This window comes from Mesorhizobium muleiense (assembly GCF_900099905.1).
Classification (GTDB): Bacteria; Pseudomonadota; Alphaproteobacteria; order Rhizobiales; family Rhizobiaceae; genus Mesorhizobium; species Mesorhizobium muleiense.
Map to the genome: position 1 here is coordinate 1 of NZ_FNEE01000033.1, position 14,683 is coordinate 14,683.

14 protein-coding genes and 2 pseudogenes are annotated in these 14,683 nt (G+C 62.4%); 15 read left to right on the forward strand and 1 reads right to left on the reverse strand.

The window, feature by feature from the left end; translation table 11 throughout:
* From BLT09_RS34720 to BLT09_RS31015, 11 genes and pseudogenes are all read left to right on the forward strand, one after another.
* Positions 1–260, forward strand: a pseudogene (locus tag BLT09_RS34720) (group II intron reverse transcriptase/maturase); the annotation flags it as partial.
* A 145-nt stretch (positions 261–405) separates the two neighbouring features.
* Positions 406–683: pseudogene (locus tag BLT09_RS30970) on the forward strand (GIY-YIG nuclease family protein); the annotation flags it as partial.
* Positions 684–1,020: 337 nt separating this feature from the next.
* The gene (locus BLT09_RS30975) at positions 1,021–1,203 is read left to right on the forward strand and encodes a Flp family type IVb pilin (RefSeq protein WP_091600306.1); all 183 of its coding nucleotides are present in this window, start codon (positions 1,021–1,023) and stop codon (positions 1,201–1,203) included.
* 157 nt (positions 1,204–1,360) lie between these two features.
* Positions 1,361–1,879 (forward strand): A24 family peptidase, encoded by a 519-nt coding sequence (locus BLT09_RS30980; protein ID WP_091600307.1) that lies wholly within the window; start codon positions 1,361–1,363, stop codon positions 1,877–1,879.
* Positions 1,880–2,089: 210 nt separating this feature from the next.
* A complete protein-coding gene (gene cpaB, locus BLT09_RS30985; RefSeq protein WP_091600308.1) occupies positions 2,090–2,902 on the forward strand; it encodes a Flp pilus assembly protein CpaB in 813 nt (270 codons plus the stop codon).
* Complete coding sequence (locus BLT09_RS30990; RefSeq protein WP_091600309.1) at positions 2,899–4,416, forward strand: type II and III secretion system protein family protein; 1,518 nt, start codon at positions 2,899–2,901, stop codon at positions 4,414–4,416. The genes cpaB and BLT09_RS30990 overlap by 4 nt, the downstream gene beginning before the upstream one ends.
* A gap of 13 nt (positions 4,417–4,429) precedes the next feature.
* Positions 4,430–5,167, forward strand: a complete 738-nt coding sequence (locus BLT09_RS30995; RefSeq protein ID WP_091600310.1) for a CpaD family pilus assembly protein — start codon at positions 4,430–4,432, stop codon at positions 5,165–5,167.
* Positions 5,168–5,216: 49 nt separating this feature from the next.
* The gene (locus tag BLT09_RS31000) at positions 5,217–6,500 is read left to right on the forward strand and encodes a CpaE/TadZ family protein (RefSeq protein WP_208602567.1); all 1,284 of its coding nucleotides are present in this window, start codon (positions 5,217–5,219) and stop codon (positions 6,498–6,500) included.
* Positions 6,501–6,529: 29 nt separating this feature from the next.
* Positions 6,530–8,044, forward strand: coding sequence for a TadA family conjugal transfer-associated ATPase (locus BLT09_RS31005; RefSeq protein WP_091600312.1), 1,515 nt, complete (start codon positions 6,530–6,532; stop codon positions 8,042–8,044).
* 29 nt (positions 8,045–8,073) lie between these two features.
* Complete coding sequence (locus BLT09_RS31010) at positions 8,074–9,087, forward strand: type II secretion system F family protein (RefSeq protein ID WP_091600313.1); 1,014 nt, start codon at positions 8,074–8,076, stop codon at positions 9,085–9,087.
* A gap of 3 nt (positions 9,088–9,090) precedes the next feature.
* Positions 9,091–10,107 (forward strand): type II secretion system F family protein, encoded by a 1,017-nt coding sequence (locus tag BLT09_RS31015; RefSeq protein ID WP_091600314.1) that lies wholly within the window; start codon positions 9,091–9,093, stop codon positions 10,105–10,107.
* 245 nt (positions 10,108–10,352) lie between these two features.
* Here the strand turns inward: BLT09_RS31015 and BLT09_RS31020 are convergent, their stop codons facing one another.
* Complete coding sequence (locus BLT09_RS31020) at positions 10,353–11,174, reverse strand: tetratricopeptide repeat protein (protein ID WP_091600344.1); 822 nt, start codon at positions 11,172–11,174, stop codon at positions 10,353–10,355.
* Between the two features lie 122 nt (positions 11,175–11,296).
* On the opposite strand from BLT09_RS31020, the gene BLT09_RS31025 reads away from it, so the two are divergent.
* The 4 genes from BLT09_RS31025 to BLT09_RS31040 all read left to right on the forward strand — a co-directional run bounded on the left by BLT09_RS31025 (position 11,297) and on the right by BLT09_RS31040 (position 14,550).
* Positions 11,297–12,661 carry a leucyl aminopeptidase family protein gene (locus BLT09_RS31025; RefSeq protein ID WP_091600315.1) on the forward strand — a complete coding sequence of 455 codons (1,365 nt, stop codon included), beginning with the start codon at positions 11,297–11,299 and terminating at the stop codon, positions 12,659–12,661.
* Positions 12,662–12,727: 66 nt separating this feature from the next.
* Entirely contained in the window at positions 12,728–13,078 is a 351-nt protein-coding gene (locus tag BLT09_RS31030) for a MarR family winged helix-turn-helix transcriptional regulator (protein ID WP_027151718.1), read from the forward strand.
* A gap of 94 nt (positions 13,079–13,172) precedes the next feature.
* The gene (locus tag BLT09_RS31035; RefSeq protein ID WP_167366583.1) at positions 13,173–14,033 is read left to right on the forward strand and encodes a C40 family peptidase; all 861 of its coding nucleotides are present in this window, start codon (positions 13,173–13,175) and stop codon (positions 14,031–14,033) included.
* 151 nt (positions 14,034–14,184) lie between these two features.
* Positions 14,185–14,550: an endonuclease domain-containing protein gene (locus tag BLT09_RS31040; protein WP_091600317.1), complete on the forward strand. Its 366-nt coding sequence runs from the start codon at positions 14,185–14,187 to the stop codon at positions 14,548–14,550.
* The last annotated feature ends 133 nt before the right edge of the window (positions 14,551–14,683 follow it).

The window sequence follows — 14,683 nt, forward strand, 5'->3', positions numbered from 1 at the left end:
AGGAACTGGATCGCTGGGTACGGCGCAGGTTGCGCTGCATCCTGTGGCGGCAATGGAAACGGCCATGCACCCGGTTCATGCGGCTGATGCAGCGAGGATTGACGGAGCAGCGTGCGCGTGACGGGGCCTCAAACGGCCGCGGCCCGTGGTGGAATGCCGGGGCCAGTCATATGAGCGATGCCTTCCGCAATGCCTTCTTCAACAAGCTCGGGCTGATCTCGCTTCAAAACGAGCTTCGACGCCTAAACCACGCTTCATGAACCGCCGTGTACGGAACCGTACGCACGGTGGTGTGGGAGGGGGGACGCCGCAAGGCTCCCTCCCACCCGATCGTGACATCAGCCGAAGAATGCAGCGGCCCAGAACGGCACTTGCATCCGCAACGGTCCGAGCTACCCTTTGTCCATGACCGGCTATATGACCGCGAGCCAGAAGCGCGGCACGATTTACATCCGCGAACAGACGATCTTGGCCGCCGCATGCCGGAGCACAAATCCGGCGCAGGCTCGCGCTTCACCAGCCGCTACGGCGTGCAGCGCCTGGTCTGGTACGAGGAACATTTCGACATTCGCGACTCCATCCGGCGCGAGAAGTCGCTGTAGCGCTGGCCGCGCCAGTGGAAGATCGAGCTGATCGAGATGGCCAATCCAGAATGGTTCGAGCTTTTTCGCGGAACGGGGTGGTGCCGCGTCGCTTCGCTCTGGGATGACGAAGGGGGGATGCATCCGCTAGTCTCAAAGACGGGATTTATCGACGTTCGTTGCCGATCACCGATCGTCAACATCACTGTGTCGAGGAACCAGGTCGCTAAATTGCGCCTTTCGCAGCCTGCCGTGCCTGTCGGATCCATAGGCGTCGCTTAGTCTACAATTAACCAGGCAATGCCATCGAGGACGGAAAGGAATCGGTAAGGCTGTTTATTAAGCCGATTGAAAGAGCTTCTCGATAGATTGGCAGTATCCGATCAGCCAACAGAGAAGTTGACGGAATTGCTGTAACACCTGGAGTAGGAGCTCTCGAATGTCTAATCTCATTGCACGTTTTGTGAAGGACGAATCCGGCGCGACCGCCATCGAATACGGTCTGATCGCCGCTCTCATCGCGCTCGCCATCATGGTCGGCGCCGGCCAGCTCGGCACCGCGCTGAACACCAAGTTCAACGTTATCGGAAACGCGGTGACCAACGCCCCCGTCGCCCCCTAAGGCAGCTAGCGGCGCTCAGCTGTTTCCAGATAAGGGCCGCCGCACTGGCGGCCCTTATCTAATCGTATCGGACGATTTGAAATTTCGGCCTCACCAATCGTTAATCGGACATGCCTAGGCTGGGGCCGGCCACAGTTTGACCACAGGCGCCACGCCCATGCTTGAAGCCCTGATCTTCGTTGTCTTTCCGTTCTGCATGCTTTTTGCCGCGATCTCCGACATGCTGTCGATGACGATCGCCAATCGCGTGCCTGTGCTGCTTGTCGCCGTCTTCGCCCTGGTCGCGCCGCTGACCGGCATGGACTGGGCAAGCTATGGCTGGCATTTTGCCGCCGGCGGCCTGGTCCTCGCCGTGACCTTCGGGCTGTTCGCGCTCGGCGGCATGGGCGGCGGCGACGCCAAGCTGCTGGCCGCCAGCGCCGTCTGGATGGGGCTGAACATCCACCTCGTCGAATATCTCCTGGTCTCGACCGTCATCGGCGGCCTGCTGACGCTCGCCATCCTCGTCTATCGGAAATCGCCGCTTGCGGCCGTCACAAGCCACAATCCGTTTTTACGCCATTTCGCCGACGAGACATCAGGCGTTCCCTATGGCATTGCGCTTGGCATTGGCGGCCTGCTCACCATTCCGGCTTCCCCGTTGATGGCATGGGCGCTCGCAAGCCTGGCGGTCTGATTCTTCCCGCGTCAGGCCTGCCTTTCACATTCGATTTGGCGTTTAAACAGGCGGATTTGGCCGCCTTTTTTGCGGTCCGGACCGATGCCTCAAATTTATGTAAACCTTAAATTAATCACGATCGTAAGTATTAAATTAACCTTGTTTTGACGATTGCCGCTGCATGGTCCGGCTTGGCTAGTTTGTTTGCCAAGGACGAGGTTCGGACAGATGCCAGCATCCCGACTGATCATTCTGGGCGTGGCGGTCGCCGCGGCGGGTGGCGCAGGATATGTCGCAAAAAACATGGTGGCGACGCCGCCGCCTCAAATCGTCGATTCCGGCCCCCAGGCGCCGGCAATCGCGCTGCAGGACGTGCTTGTCCTGTCCGGCGACGTTCCGATGGGCAGTCCGCTGGAGAACAACATCAGTTGGCAGTCCTGGCCGGCCGACGGCATCAACGCGAATTTCATAACCCGCGCCGCGGAGCCCGATGCGCTGGAGAAGCTGAAAGGCGGCGTCGCCCGTGTGGCGATGTATGCCGGTGAGCCGTTGCGGCGCTCCAAGCTGATCGGCGAGGGACAGAGCTTCATGTCGTCGATCCTGCCCTCCGGCATGCGGGCCGTCGCCACAGCCGTATCGGCCGACACGTCGGCCGGCGGCTTCATTCTTCCCAATGATTTCGTCGACGTCATCATGACCCGCAGGGCCGATCCGGCAGCCGGCGGCAGCGGCTTTACCACCGAGACCATCCTCAAGAACATTCGCGTCCTGGCGATCGACCAGACCATCCAGGAGGACGAGGAAGGCAAGCGGACCAGGGTCGGCCAGACCGCGACGCTGGAACTGACACCGCAGCAGGCGGAAATCATCACCGTCGCCCAGCAGATGGCGGATCGCCTGACATTGGCGCTGCGGTCGATCACCGACACCCAGGAGAAGAATCTGGGCGAGGCCGACTATCTCGTTTCCGGCAATGGCCGGCGCGGAACAGTGCGCCTGATCAAGTCGGGCGAAGTTTCCGAAGTGGGAGCAAGGCAATGAGGTTAAACGCTCCGGTCACACTGGCTGCGGCTCTCGGCCTGTTCCTGCTTGGAACGAATGCACATGGCCTCATCGAGGCGAATGCGGCAGGCGCCGAGGTGTCGGCTTCGACCGCCACCCAGCGCGTCAAGCTCGGTCTCAACAAATCGGTGGTCATCGACCTGCCGAGCGATGCCTACGATATTCTCGTCGCCAACCCGGCGGTCGCCGATGCGGTGACCCGCACCGCCAGGCGCATCTATCTCTTCGGAAAGGCGGTCGGCGACACCAACATCTTCGTCTTCGGCCCTAATGGCGAACAGATTGTCAGCCTCGACCTGGCGGTCGAACGCGACGTCGCCGGACTGGAAGACTATATCAGGCGCTTCATACCGTCATCGAGCATCACGGTCGAATTGCTGAACGACAACGTCGTCCTGACCGGAACCGTGGACACTCCGCTGGATGCCAAGCGCGCGGAACAGCTGGCCACCATCTTCGTGTCCGGCGGTGAAGCGACCACGGGACAGTATTCGCAGACCGCCTCCGGCGGCTCGGCCGAAGCCGGTGTCGACATCGACAATCCGGATTCCGAGCGTCGCGTCAGCCAGATCGTCAACCTGCTGCAGATCATCGGCGACGACCAGGTGACGCTGAAAGTGACGGTGGCCGAAGTCAGCCGCTCGGTGATGAAGCAGCTCGGCGTCAACCTGATCGGCAGCGGCAGCAGCAATGGCATCAGTTGGAGCGCGTTGAGCGACAATTTCACCGGCCTGGGCAAGTCGCTGTCGAACTCTGGCCTGGCTATCGGCACCTCGACGCTGGACGCCTATATCAACGCCATGGAGCAGTCAGGCGTCATGAAAACCCTGGCCGAGCCGACGTTGACGGCTGTATCCGGCGAGAAGGCGACCTTCAAGGTCGGCGGCGAGTACAATATGGTGACCGGCGTTTCCCAAGCTGTGTCCGACGATAACCAGACCGGTGTGAAGACGTATGACATCGAGAAGCTCGAATACGGCATTGGCCTGGAATTCCAGCCGGTGGTGCTGTCTCCCGGCCGCATCAGCCTGAAGGTCAGGACGTCGGTTTCCGAGCCGACGACCGAGGCATCGGTATCCTTATCCGAGGGTGTAACAAGCCCCGGCACGAACGTCCTGTCGCTCCGTAAACGCTTGGCCGACACCACGGTGGAGCTGCCTTCCGGCGGCTCGATGATGATCGCCGGCCTGGTACGGGATGACATCAGGCAAGCCGTCAACGGCCTGCCTGGGCTGACCAAGATTCCGGTGCTCGGCACGCTGTTCCGCAGCCGGGATTTCGTCCGCAACGAGACCGAGCTGGTCATCATCATTACGCCCTATCTGGTGAAGCCGGTGACGCGCAACGCCCTTGCCAAGCCGGACGACAATTTCAACGCCGCCAGCGATGGCGCCGGCATGTTCCTTGGCCGTGTCAATCGCGTCTACGGCACCATGCAGACCGACAAGCCCAACGGCCGTTACCACGGCGTCGTCGGCTTCATCTACAAGTAAGGGGGAAGCGGACATGTCTCGGTCAGCATTGAAGCCAAGGACAATCATCGCAGCGATGCGGTCCGGCCGGTCGCGGATCAGCCAGCCGGTCGTTCCGCTCCTGGCGGTTGCGGTCGCCGCATTGCTGGCGGGCTGCGCCAACCGGGACAGCATCACGGTCGGCGCTGTTCCGGACGACTATCGCACCAACCATCCGATCGTCATTGCCGAGAAAAACCAGAAGATCGACCTTCCGGTCGGCGCCGGCGATCGCGGCATGACCGGGTCGCAGCGCGACACGCTTCTCGGCTTCCTGGATGGCTATGACAAGAGCGCCGCTCCGACCTTGACGATCTCGATCCCGAGCGGTTCGGCGAACGAGATCGCCGCGACCGCGGCCGGTCGCGATTTCGCCAGGCTTGCGATTGCCAGCGGCATCAGCCGCAGCCGGATCGTCATCACCACCTACCAGTCGGCTTCGCCCGAAGCGTCCGCGCCGATCCGCGTCGCCTATGTCACGGTGAAGGCGCAGACCGGCAGATGCGGACGCTGGCCCGAAGACCTGCTGCAGACCTCGGAAAACAAGCACTATGCCGATTTCGGCTGCTCGTATCAGAACAATCTTGCCGCCCAGATCGCAAACCCTACCGATCTGCTCGGGCCCCGCAAGCAATCCGTTATCGACGCAGAAAATCGCAGCGGGGTGATCGACGTCTACCGCGAGCGAGGCATTTCGGACGAGTTCCTCGGCAATTCGGAAGTCGAGTATTGAGCTTGAGCCGCGCCAGTTACGGGAAGACAAGTCACGGAAAGAAATGACAATGAGCAATCTTGCCTACGACACGGGGTTAGACGGCGGCGAAAGCTCGCAGCAGGATGTCGCCGCCATGCAGGCGCTGCGGCCGATTCCGCGCATCTCGATCCAGGCATTTTGCGAGACCGAGGGCGTTGCCAATCCGATCGAGCGCGCCGGCGAGGATCGCCGCATGGCCAAGGCCCATCTGAAGGTCCATATGGGCGGCATCGCCACCGCCATCGAGTTCTACCAATCGGCGCCGACGCCGAACCTGATCCTGCTGGAATCGCGCAGCGAGCCGAAGCAATTGCTCGAGCAGCTCACGCAGCTCTCCGAATACTGCGATCCGACCTCGAAGGTCGTGGTCATCGGCCACTACAACGATGTCGGGCTCTATCGCGAGCTCATCCGCTCCGGCATTTCCGAATATGTCATCGCGCCGGTATCGATGGCCGATATCGTCAGCGTGATTTCGACGATTTTCGTTGATCCGGAAGCCGAGCCGATCGGCCGCTCGATCGCCTTCATCGGCGCCAAGGGTGGCGTCGGCTCCTCGACCATTGCCCATAATGTGGCCTGGGCGATGTCGTCGCTGTTCAAGTCGGAAGTGGTTGTCGCCGACCTCGACCTGGCTTTCGGAACCGCCAACATCAATTTCGATCAGGATCCGGCGCAAGGCATTGCCGAAGCCGTTTTCTCACCGGAGCGCCTCGACGAGGTCTATCTCGATCGGCTGCTTGCCCAGTGCGCCGAGCACCTGTCGCTGCTTGCAGCGCCTTCAACGCTCGATCGGGTCTACGATTTCGACCCGGAGGCTTTCACCCAGCTTATCGACACGGCGCAGCGCAGCGTGCCGCTGCTGGTGCTCGATGTTCCGCACGTCTGGACGGGCTGGACGAAGAACATACTGGTCAAAGCCGACGAGATCGTGATCACGGCGACGCCGGAGCTGGCCAATCTGCGCAACACCAAGAATCTGGCCGACATGTTCAAGCGGCTTCGCCCGAACGATCCGCCGCCGAAACTGATCATCAACCAGGCCGGAGTGCCGAAGCGCCCGGAGATTTCGTCGTCCGACTTCGCCGATTCGCTCGGCCTGTCGCCGATGTCGGTCATTGCTTTCGAGCCGCTGCTGTTCGGAAACGCCGCCAACAACGGGCGCATGCTCGGCGAAATGGATGCCAGGAACCCGGTTGTCGGCATTATCAACGAGATTGCGCATGTGCTGACCGGGCGCAGCGAAATCAAGGCAAGAAAGAAAGCGGGCCTCGGCAATCTCCTTGGCAAGCTCTCGCGCGGCAAGAAGTGATGCTTCCGGAGCGGAATTGGTAATCGATCATGTTTGGTAAAAGAGGCAGCGACGACGGCAGCCGGTTCACCCCGGAATTCCGTCAGCCGGCACCTGCGCCTGCCGCGCCGGCGGCAAAACCTGCGGAAACGGCGGTTCTCGCCAAACCCGCACCGCCGCCGTTATCCGGCACGCCTGGCGTGTCTGCCGCGCCGCCCGCACGCCGTGCTGTCGAGGCGCCGCCATTGGCGCCGGAGCCGAAAAAGCTCCAGCGCCAAAAGAGCGAAACCTACTACGACACCAAGAGCCAGGTCTTTGCCGCGCTCATCGACACCATCGACCTGTCGCAGCTCGCCAAGCTCGATCCCGAAAGCGCGCGCGAGGAAATCCGCGACATCGTCAACGACATCATCGCGATCAAGAATTTCGCGATGTCGATCGCCGAGCAGGAAGAACTGCTCGAGGACATCTGCAATGACGTGCTCGGTTACGGGCCACTGGAGCCGTTGCTCGCTCGCGACGACATTGCCGACATCATGGTCAACGGCTCCAAGGACGTCTATATCGAGGTCAACGGCAAGGTCGAGCAGACCGGCATCCGTTTTCGCGATAACCAGCAGCTCCTTAACATCTGTCAGCGCATCGTCAGCCAGGTTGGCCGCCGCGTCGATGAATCGAGCCCGATCTGCGACGCGCGCCTTCCCGACGGCTCCCGCGTCAACGTCATCGCGCCGCCGCTCGCCATCGACGGCGCCGCTCTCACCATCCGCAAGTTCAAGAAGGACAAGCTGACACTCGACCAGTTGGTCAAGTTCGGCGCCATTTCGCCGCCCGGCGCCGAGATTCTCAAGATCATTGGCCGCGTCCGCTGCAACATCGTCATTTCAGGCGGTACCGGTTCGGGCAAGACGACGCTGCTCAATTGCCTGACCAACTATATCGACCGCGATGAGCGCGTCATCACCTGCGAGGACTCGGCCGAGCTGCAACTGCAGCAGCCGCATGTCGTGCGTCTGGAAACCCGCCCGCCCAACCTCGAGGGCGAGGGCGAGGTGACCATGCGCGATCTGGTCAAGAACTGCCTGCGCATGCGGCCCGAGCGCATCATCGTCGGCGAAGTGCGCGGACCTGAAGTGTTCGATCTTCTGCAGGCGATGAACACCGGCCATGACGGCTCGATGGGCACTATCCACTCGAACAGCCCGCGCGAATGCCTGAACCGTATCGAATCGATGATCGCGATGGGCGGTTACACGCTGCCGCAGAAAACCGTGCGTGAAATCGTGGTCGGTTCCGTCGACGTGATCATCCAGGCCGCACGTCTGCGCGACGGATCGCGGCGCATCACCCACATCACCGAGGTGATCGGAATGGAGGGCGACGTCATCATCACGCAGGACATCGTTCTCTACAACATCAAAGGTGAGGACGCGAACGGCAGGCTGCTGGGCGAGCACGTTTCGACAGGCATCGGTCGTCCGCATTTCTGGGAGCGCGCCCGCTACTATGGCGAGGAACAGCGCCTCGCCAATGCGCTCGAGGCGATGGAGAAACGCGCTGACTGATTCATCTGCAGGCGTAGGGGCCAGGGCCGATGTTTGGAATTGACGGCACCGTATTGGCATTCATCGTGCTCGCCGGCCTCAGCGCCGGCGCGGTCGCCTATGCTTTTCTGTTCAACCGGATCAGCACCGAAAAGCAGGTCGGCAGGCGGCTTGAAACGATCAAGACCGCCGAGACGGATGGTGCCGTCGTCAAGGCTTCGCGCGATCGCGTGGCGGAAGCGGCCAAGCGGCGCAAATCGGTTCAGGATTCACTGAAGGACCTCGAACAGAAGCACAAAACCAGCCAGAGCCTCGCCAAAAAGCCGCCCCTGAAGGCCCAGATCCGTCAGGCGGGCATGAAGGTCTCGCTCGAGCGCTTCTATCTCTACTCGGCGGTTTGCGGCGTCGTCCTGACGTTTCTTGCCTATTTCGCCGGTGCGCCTTTGTATGTCTTGCCGGGTGCGCTGCTGGTCGGTGGCCTCGGCCTGCCACGCTGGTTCGTTTCGTTTAGCCGCGCCCGCCGGGTCAAGGCGTTCCTCAACGAATTTCCGAACGCGCTCGACATCATCGTGCGTGCGGTCAAATCCGGCCTGCCGCTGAACGACGCCGTCCGCCTGATCGCCAATGAATCCCCCGAACCGGTCAAGACCGAGTTCCGCCGCATCATCGATTCGCAGCAGATGGGCCTGTCGATCCCCGACGCCAGCCTGCGCATGGCCGAGACGATGCCGTGCACCGAGGCGAGCTTCTTCGGCATCGTCATCCAGATCCAGTCCCAGGCCGGCGGCAATCTGTCCGAGGCTCTGGGCAATCTTTCGCGCGTGCTTCGCGACCGCAAGAAGATGAAGGCAAAGGTCCAGGCGCTGTCGATGGAAGCGAAGGCGTCAGCGGTGATCATCGGCGCCTTGCCATTCGTCGTCGCCTGTCTCGTCTACCTGACAAGCCCGAACTACATCATGCCATTGTTCACCACCAGCGTCGGCAATCTGATCCTCGGCTGCTCCGCGGTCTGGATGTCGATCGGCATCCTGGTGATGCGCAAGATGATGAACTTCGAGGTTTAGCGCATGACCGAGAACGTCGTCAAAACCCTTACCGATCCGGCATTTCTGATTGCCCTGCTGGTCGGCATTGCGGTGTTTGCCACCGTGTTCACGCTGCTGCCTGCCTTTGGCGGAAACCAGCTCAAGGCGCGCATGAAATCGGTGGCGCTGGAGCGCGACGAACTGCGCGCCAAGCAGCGTGCGCGGCTTGCCCTCGATGCCGATCGCCGCCGCAAGGGCCTGCGCGAGCAACAGTCGATCGGCATGCGCAATATTGTCGACCGGCTGGACCTCAGGCGCGCCCTGGCCGATGAAGGCACCTTGCAGAAACTCAAGGTGGCTGGCTTCCGCGGGCAGAATCCGTTGACGCGTTTCCTTTTCTTCCGTCTGATCCTGCCGTTTGTCGGCTTTGCCCTGGCTGCGATCTATCTGTTCGTGCTCGGCGGGTTGCCGGAGCAGCCGCCTCTCATCAAGTTGTTCGTCTGTATCGTCGTCGCCTATGCCGGTTTTTACGCGCCGGTGCTCTATGTCAACAACCGCGCCACCAAGCGCAAGCAGTCGATCCAGATGGCGTGGCCGGACGCGCTCGACCTGATGCTTATCTGCGTCGAATCCGGCATGTCGGTGGAGGCGGCGTTTCATAAGGTCGCCGACGAGATCGGCGCGCAGTCGGTGGCGCTTGCCGAAGAGTTCATCCTGACCAATGCCGAGCTTTCCTACTTGCAGGAGCGCAAGCAGGCCTACGAGAACCTAGCAAGCCGCACCGGCCTGGAATCGGTCAAGTCGGTGTCGCAGGCGCTGGTCCAGGCCGAGCGCTACGGCACGCCGGTGGCGCACGCACTGCGCGTGCTTGCCGGCGAAAGCCGCGACATGCGCATGAACGCCGCCGAGAAGAAGGCCGCGGCCTTGCCGCCGAAGCTCACCGTGCCGATGATCCTGTTCTTCCTGCCGGTGCTGTTCGCCATCATTCTGGGTCCCGCCGGCATCCAGGTCAGCGAGCGCGGCATTTTCGGCGACCAGCCGGCGTCGAGCAGCCAATAGGCGACAATGCCTTCGGCGTCTCGTACCCGATCGTTTCGAACCCGTATGCTGGCTGCCGTCGATCTCGACGATCAGCGATCGGCTCCCCCTTCTCCCCTTGTGGGAGAAGGTGGCCGCGAAGCGGTCGGATGAGGGGTGCTCCAGCTTGGCACCGACGGCGCTCCGGCCAACACCCCTCAACCGTCTTGGCGCTGCGCGCCAATCCACCTTCTCCCACAAGGGGAGAAGGCAAGACCGCGCCGCGGTCAGTTGGTGGCGGGCTTTGTCTTGTCCTGGTCCTTGAGCTGGCTCCAGGCGTTCTGCTGGGCGAGCATCTGGCGAAGGTAGGTCACGTTCGCCTGCGCCTGTTCGGGCGACAGTTCCTGCGAGGCGATCGTCTCGGCCTCGTCGAAGCGGCCCTGCAGGCCGACGACCAGCGCCAGGTTCTGGCGGACGCGGCTGTCGGCATTCGGCTGCTGGGCGGCCGAGCGCATATAGGTTTCAGCCGTGCGCAGATCACCTTCCAGCACATAGGACATGCCGAGATTGGAAAGGATCGAAGGTTCGTTCGGCTTGAGGTCAAGCGCCTTGCGGTAATTCTGGCGCGCCCCGTCTCTTTGGCCAAGCTGGTCGAGAATAGCGGCTTCCGCCGACACCAGCTTCCAGTCGGGATACTCCGGTGTCTGCGCGCGGCGCACCGCATCGAGCGCCGGCTCGAACTGCCCGTTGGCGGCAAGTGCCTTGCCATAGGCGGCGAGCACGTCGCGGTCCTTCGGCAGCGCGATCGCCAGTTTGCGCATCACGGCGAGCGACTGGTCGGCGTCGCCATCCATTTGCAGCGCCGCGGCGTAATTCGTCGCGATCCGCTTGTCGTTGGGGTTCTTGGCGTAGGACTGACCCAGCGCGATCGTCGCCTTGTGCAACTCGCCGGCCGACATGGTTTCCAAGGGTTTGCCGCTGGGGCGTCCGATCGAGCCGGTCGTCAGCTTGCTGGTCCCGCAGCCTGCAACGCTGGCCGCGAGCGCTATTATGAACGCCGTGGTGATCAGCCGCTTGGCCGTGGCGTTGGTCATGCGGTTGGTCGGCATCTGCACCCGGGCCTCCATTCGTCAAATTGGCTTTTACGTGGCCATCTTCCCTCCCGCAGAAATATTCTGTTAACCCTAACGGATCGTTAAAAAGCGCCGACTCGGAAGCCGGAGATCATCGAATGCCAGTCGAACTCATCGAGGGAAAACTGAAGACCACTTTGCCGGTATATCTGGTGGCGAAGGATCGACTGGATGCGGCAGGGCTTGCCTCCTCCTCGCGCGCCTGGGCCACGGCCAACGGCTTTTCCGGTCAGGCTGGCCGGACGCTGATCCTGCCCGACGAAAACGGCGCGCTTGCCGGCGCCCTGTTTGGCACGGGCGACGGCGAAGGCGCGCTTGCCATCGGCGCGCTGGCGAGAGCCTTGCCCGCAGGCGACTGGCATTTCGCCTCCACACTGGCCGAGCCGGAAATCGCGGCCATCGCATTGGCGCTCGGCGGCTATGTCTTCACCCGCTATGGCAAAAAGCCTGGCAGGACGCTGCGTTTCTCGCTGCCGCCCGGCGCTGAAGGGGCGTACGTTCGCCGCATCGCCGATGGCGTTTTCCTGACGCGCGATCTGGTCAACACGCCGACCAGCGACATGGGACCTGACGAGCTGGAGAAGGCAGTTCGGACGCTGGCCGGGACGTACGACGCCGAAGTGTCGGTGACCAGGGGCGACGACCTGGTCAAGAAGAATTTCCCGATGATCCATGCGGTCGGCCGCGCTTCAACAGGCGCACCGCGGCTGATCGACATGATCTGGGGACCGGAGAACGCCCCGAAGGTGACGCTGGTCGGCAAGGGCGTCTGCTTCGACACCGGGGGTCTCGACATCAAGCCGTCCTCGGGCATGCTTTTGATGAAAAAGGACATGGGCGGCGCGGCCAACGTGTTGGGCCTCGCCTCGATGATCATGGCCGCCGGGCTGAAGGTCCGGCTGCGTGTGCTGATCCCGGCGGTCGAAAATTCGATTGCCGGCAACGCCTTCCGGCCCGGCGACGTGCTGGTGAGCCGCAAGGGCATCACCGTCGAGATCGGCAACACCGACGCCGAGGGACGGCTGGTGCTGGCGGACGCCTTGGCTCTGGCAGACGACGACGAGCCGCAACTGCTGGTCGACATGGCGACCTTGACCGGGGCTGCTCGCGTCGCGCTCGGTCCCGATCTGCCACCGTTCTACACCGGCGATGAAGCGCTGGCCTCCGACCTGGCTGCGGCCTCCGTCGCAGTCGAGGATCCACTGTGGCGCATGCCGCTGTGGAAACCCTATGGCGCAAAGCTGTCGTCGAAGATCGCCGACATCAACAATGTCACGTCAGACAGTTTCGCCGGCTCGATCACCGCGGCGCTTTTCCTGAAGCGCTTCGTCGAGAAGACCGCCGCCTGGGCGCATTTCGACATCTTCGCCTGGAACCCGTCCGATCGTCCGTACGGTCTCGCCGGCGGCGAGGCGCAAGGCATCCGCGCGCTGGAAAGAGTCATCTCGAAACGCTACGCCTGACGGTGCGGTGCAGGACATTCTCGTGACTGAAACGGAACCGAAACAATTTGCCGTCATTGTGGCCGGATGTCGATTTCGATGCGCCCAAGCCAGGCCTTGCGACTGTGGCAGCAGGTGATGCTGCACCAGGTGCGCGACGATGCGCCGGACCTCACCATGCGCCAGACGGCGATCCTGTTCACGATCTATCTCGATCCACCGCCGCATACGGTGCGCGGCCTCGCCGCGCGGCTCAATGTCACCAAGCCGGTGATCACCCGGGCGCTCGACACGATGGGCGCAATGAAGCTGGTTTCGCGCCATCGCGATGAACTCGACAAGCGCAACGTGCTGGTCAAGCGAACCGTAGAAGGTGCTCTCTTTGTCGAGCGCTTCGGCGATGTTATCATTGCCAGAGCCCAGGAATTGCCGATCTAGAGCAGGGATTCCGAACCGCAGGTCAGCGAAGCAAAGCAGCACCGTTTTCGGAAGAGACCATGCTCCAACACCAAGCCAGAGTCGAGTTGCCGATTTGACCGCCAGGGATGCCCGCCTTCACGCCTTCCGTTCCGATCTCGCCGATATCAGGCTGAAAGGCGAGGTCGCCGCCGATCGCTTCGTCGCCGGGCGGCCAGCGCGGATTTCAGCCGCAGTGGCCGACATCCGCAAGGCGCCGCGGCCGGATGCCGGCGTCAACACGCAAGCCCTGTTCGGTGACGACGTCCTCGTCTTCGAAGATGCCGAGGGCTGGGCCTGGATCCAGTCGGAGCGCGACGGCTATGTCGGCTATGTCGCCGACACCGTGCTGGGCGGACGGGACCATGCGCCCACCCATGTCGTCTCGGTGCCGCGCACTTTCCTCTATCCGGGACCTGATTTGCGGCTTCCGCTGAGCGGGCAACTGTCGATGGGATCGGCGCTGACGGTGACCGGCGCGGCAGAAACGCGCGGCACGCATTATGCGTTGCTGCCGTCCGGCGAGGCAGTCATCTCAGGCCATCTCAGGCCTCTAGGAGAGCCGGCTGCCGACTATGTCGCGGTCGCGGAGACTTTTCTCGGCACCCCCTATCTGTGGGGCGGCGCCTCCGGCTTCGGCATCGATTGCTCCGGCCTCGTGCAACTGGCGATGCACATGACCGGCAGGCAAGTGCTGCGCGATTCCGACATGCAGGCGGCGACCATCGGAGAGCCGCTCCACCCGGGTCCGGATCTTGCCGGGTTGCGGCGCGGCGACCTGGTGTTCTGGAAAGGCCATGTCGCTGTCATGACCGATCCGGAAACGATGATCCACGCCAACGGCCACACCATGCTGGTCTCGCGTGAAGGGTTCAGGCAGGCCGTCGCCCGCATCGGCTATCTCTATGGCGGTCCGACAGGGTTTAGGCGGCCGTAGCGCAAGCGCTTTTCCTTCTCTAATCACCATCGTTGCAGGATTGGCGGCCAAAGCGAAGCTGCCGATCTCCCCCGAAGTGGGGGAGATGTCCGGCAGGACAGAGGGGGGCGCCGTAGCGCGCCAACCTCAATACGGACCGAGCACTGACCAAATGCCTCACACGCCACTGCCTCCGCGAAATCGCGCAAATGCCAAATCGATGCGCAAAGCCATGACCGACGCCGAACTGAAGCTTTGGAACGAGCTTCGCGCGCATCGGCTGATGGGGCTTGGCTTCCGCCGACAATTTCCGATCGCTGGTTACATCGTCGACTTCGCTTGCCCGGACAAGAAGCTCGTCGTCGAAGTCGATGGTTCGCAGCATGCCGAAGCCAATACAGGCGACGAGGCGAGGACAAAGCGTCTGGAACGGGATGGCTGGACCATCCTGCGCTTCTGGAACGACGACGTCATTCGTGACATCGACAATGTCTGCCAGCATATTGTCATCGAGGCGGGGCTCGCCGGTGCGACTTGATACGCCGGCGGGACAGCGCCCCCCTCTGTCCTGCCGGACATCTCCCCCACAAGGGGGGAGATTGGCCGTCATCTTTGATTTCGCCAATCGCCAACCTCGAAAAAGAGGCGCTGTCGGCGGAACTGCCGATCTC

Excerpts from the sequence above, each read along its gene's own strand:
- BLT09_RS30980 (WP_091600307.1), top strand. The coding sequence starts at position 1,361 with ATGCTTGAAGCCCTGATCTTCGTTGTCTTTCCGTTCTGCATGCTTTTT.
- BLT09_RS31030 (WP_027151718.1), top strand. The coding sequence starts at position 12,728 with ATGTCGATTTCGATGCGCCCAAGCCAGGCCTTGCGACTGTGGCAGCAG.
- BLT09_RS30975 (WP_091600306.1), top strand. The coding sequence starts at position 1,021 with ATGTCTAATCTCATTGCACGTTTTGTGAAGGACGAATCCGGCGCGACC.
- BLT09_RS31025 (WP_091600315.1), top strand. The coding sequence starts at position 11,297 with ATGCCAGTCGAACTCATCGAGGGAAAACTGAAGACCACTTTGCCGGTA.
- BLT09_RS31010 (WP_091600313.1), top strand. The coding sequence starts at position 8,074 with ATGTTTGGAATTGACGGCACCGTATTGGCATTCATCGTGCTCGCCGGC.
- BLT09_RS30995 (WP_091600310.1), top strand. The coding sequence starts at position 4,430 with ATGTCTCGGTCAGCATTGAAGCCAAGGACAATCATCGCAGCGATGCGG.
- cpaB (WP_091600308.1), top strand. The coding sequence starts at position 2,090 with ATGCCAGCATCCCGACTGATCATTCTGGGCGTGGCGGTCGCCGCGGCG.
- BLT09_RS30990 (WP_091600309.1), top strand. The coding sequence starts at position 2,899 with ATGAGGTTAAACGCTCCGGTCACACTGGCTGCGGCTCTCGGCCTGTTC.
- BLT09_RS31000 (WP_208602567.1), top strand. The coding sequence starts at position 5,217 with ATGAGCAATCTTGCCTACGACACGGGGTTAGACGGCGGCGAAAGCTCG.
- BLT09_RS31005 (WP_091600312.1), top strand. The coding sequence starts at position 6,530 with ATGTTTGGTAAAAGAGGCAGCGACGACGGCAGCCGGTTCACCCCGGAA.
- BLT09_RS31020 (WP_091600344.1), bottom strand. The coding sequence starts at position 11,174 with ATGCCGACCAACCGCATGACCAACGCCACGGCCAAGCGGCTGATCACC.
- BLT09_RS31015 (WP_091600314.1), top strand. The coding sequence starts at position 9,091 with ATGACCGAGAACGTCGTCAAAACCCTTACCGATCCGGCATTTCTGATT.
- BLT09_RS31040 (WP_091600317.1), top strand. The coding sequence starts at position 14,185 with ATGCCTCACACGCCACTGCCTCCGCGAAATCGCGCAAATGCCAAATCG.